3 protein-coding genes are annotated in these 2377 nt (G+C 46.2%); 1 reads left to right on the plus strand and 2 read right to left on the minus strand.

Annotated features, from left to right (window positions below; translation table 11 throughout):
• A partial coding sequence (locus tag EP867_RS20385; RefSeq protein WP_241656981.1) for a hypothetical protein occupies positions 1 to 397 on the minus strand: 397 nt, incomplete at its 3' end.
• Between the two features lie 288 nt (positions 398 to 685).
• Here EP867_RS20385 and EP867_RS19290 point away from each other — a divergent pair.
• Entirely contained in the window at positions 686 to 2158 is a 1473-nt protein-coding gene (locus EP867_RS19290; protein ID WP_128491053.1) for a glycosyltransferase family 4 protein, read from the plus strand.
• A 75-nt stretch (positions 2159 to 2233) separates the two neighbouring features.
• Here EP867_RS19290 and EP867_RS19295 read toward each other — a convergent pair.
• On the minus strand, positions 2234 to 2377 hold a 144-nt coding region (locus EP867_RS19295), incomplete at its 5' end, for an integrase core domain-containing protein (protein ID WP_164888978.1).

The following is a 2377-nucleotide window of genomic DNA, read 5'->3' on the forward strand; positions in this document are numbered from 1 at the left end:
TGTGATGTTCGAGGACGTCGACACCGAGTTGAAGCAACGGATCGACAGTCTGATCAAGGAATTTTGAAAACCGGATCACCCGAGCCATCGCGAGCGATGAACGCCTGTCGGAAACCGCCGGTGTTCTCCGCTCTATCCCTGGGATTGGCCCGGTGGCCCGCACGATGCTGATTGCAGAAATGCCCGAGATCGGAACCATCACCGGCGGACAGGCTGCCGCACTCACGGTCTGGCCCCGGTCGCGCACGACAGTGGAGCACTTCGCGGGAAACGGGCCATCGCTGGAGGTCGCCGTGCTTTGCGACACGTGATGTTCTAAGCAGCCTTGGTCGCGGCACATCATAACCCGAGCCTGAAATCCTTCGCAGACCGCCTCCGCAAGGCCGGAAAACCGCACAAGGTCATCATAACCGCCGTTGCCAGAAAGCTCGTCACCATCGCGAACACTCTGTGCAAGAGCCGGCAGAAATGGAACGCCGCAACGGCGTGAGAGATACAGTTGCTAAGGCACTGAAACCTCTAACATTTATACAGAAATGCCGAATTAATCAAAAAAGAACACCTCGTTGACTTTGTGTTCTGACTAGGAGAAATACTGACATATCCGCTACGCATGAGAGAACTTGGGACCAGAACCAATATATCACGCGCGCCAATGTAGTGTAACTAAATAGTAGTAGCAGGCATGAGAGCAGACCTGAAAACGCTGCCTTGTGTTCTAGCGTTCGCCCATGCACAGGTTAAATGCGAGCAAGTAATGCAAAGAATATTTATTGATGCCTCGGCTACGTATATTCATCTTCGGCGCAATTCTGTTTTGAGTGGAATTCAGCGAGTGGTAGTTAGTGCCGCAGCTGAGATTTTACGAATAAAATCATCTGATAATGTTTACTTGCTTGTGCAGGCGAAAGACAATTGCTTTGCGATCAGTCTGGACGGCCTCTCTCCTGAGATTCTGGCAAATCCTACCACCTTGAAACTTTTTCTCCATGGTGCGCAAGTTCCTGCGATGAACTTTCTTCATAAGTATAATAAAAGAAAGTTAAAATATATTTTTCATCGAGGTAAATTTGAGTTTATGGCAAAATACTTTCCCGAAAAATTCGAAAGAAAAACGGGTTATCGTGCACATGATTTTTTGGGGAGAAAGGGGGTTGAGACTGGTTTTAAAAGTATTAAGTTTGAGGATATTGTTAAGAGTGATGATGTTGTTATTTCCTTGGACTCAAGCTGGGATGATTACCAGATTGAAGGTTTTGAAGCCTTAAAATCTCGGCATGGCGTCAAAATATTTACCATGGTGCACGATATGATCCCATTGGTGTATGGTTTTACGACTGCTGTTGGGGTGCAAAGGAAGTTCATTAACTGGCTGGAAAGGTCTAGCTCATACACGGATATTTATCTGGCAAATTCAGATAGTACTCGAGAGGACTTTCTAAAAGTCCACTCAAATCCCGAAACAGTGAAGACCGTTAAACTTGCACATAGCTTTTCAAATGTGAGTAGTGAGGTTTCTGTTTCAAATTATATGAGAAAGGCTTATCCTCAATATTTTGAGACATTCCCAAATCTTGCGGATATGATTGATATTACGTCGAATTTACGGTTTGATCTTGCTGATGATTATGTCTTGTGTGTGGGCACTTTAGAGCCGCGCAAAAATAATCTTCGCCTTGCAAGAGCATGGTATAATCTTTCGCAAAAGTATCCTGATTTACCAAAACTGTATTTCGCTGGAAGAAAAGGGTGGGGGTCCGACGAACTTGAGAAGTTTCTATCTGACACTCATAACGTTAATGGGTTGGTTAAAATAATTCCATCCCCGAGTGATGAAGAGTTGGCCGCTCTTTATAAAAACTGCCTCTTTTTTGCCTTTCCGAGCCTTTATGAGGGGTGGGGGCTGCCTATTGGGGAGGGTATAAATTACGGCAAAACGGGAGTGGTTGCAGCGAATTCATCGCTTCCGGAGGTGGGACTTGATATGGTTGTTTATTGCGATGAGAAATCCATATCTAGCATAACATCTGCACTGGAAAGTTTACTATTTGATAAGAATTTGCGTGCTCAGAAAGAAATGTTGATTCGAAATACTCGATTGAGAACATGGGCTGACTTTGCCCACGATCTTATTGACATAGCAGAAGAGCGCCGTTGAGTCATCTGAAGGTGGATGAGGGGGTAATCATCCCCTTTTTAACGGGGCTCTGGCGTAGAATTCAGGCAGCCAGTTTTACTTTTGGGCTGGCGTCATGCCGCCAATGCCCATTTTGGGACGGTCGTGATTGTATGTCCAGAGCCAGTTGGTGGCGACGTCCTGCACCTCCTGGATGCTGTCAAAGATATATAGGTCCAACCACTCGTGTCGCACGGTGCG

Origin of the sequence: Falsigemmobacter intermedius, assembly GCF_004054105.1 — a bacterium.
GTDB classification, from domain to species: domain Bacteria; phylum Pseudomonadota; class Alphaproteobacteria; order Rhodobacterales; family Rhodobacteraceae; genus Wagnerdoeblera; species Wagnerdoeblera intermedia.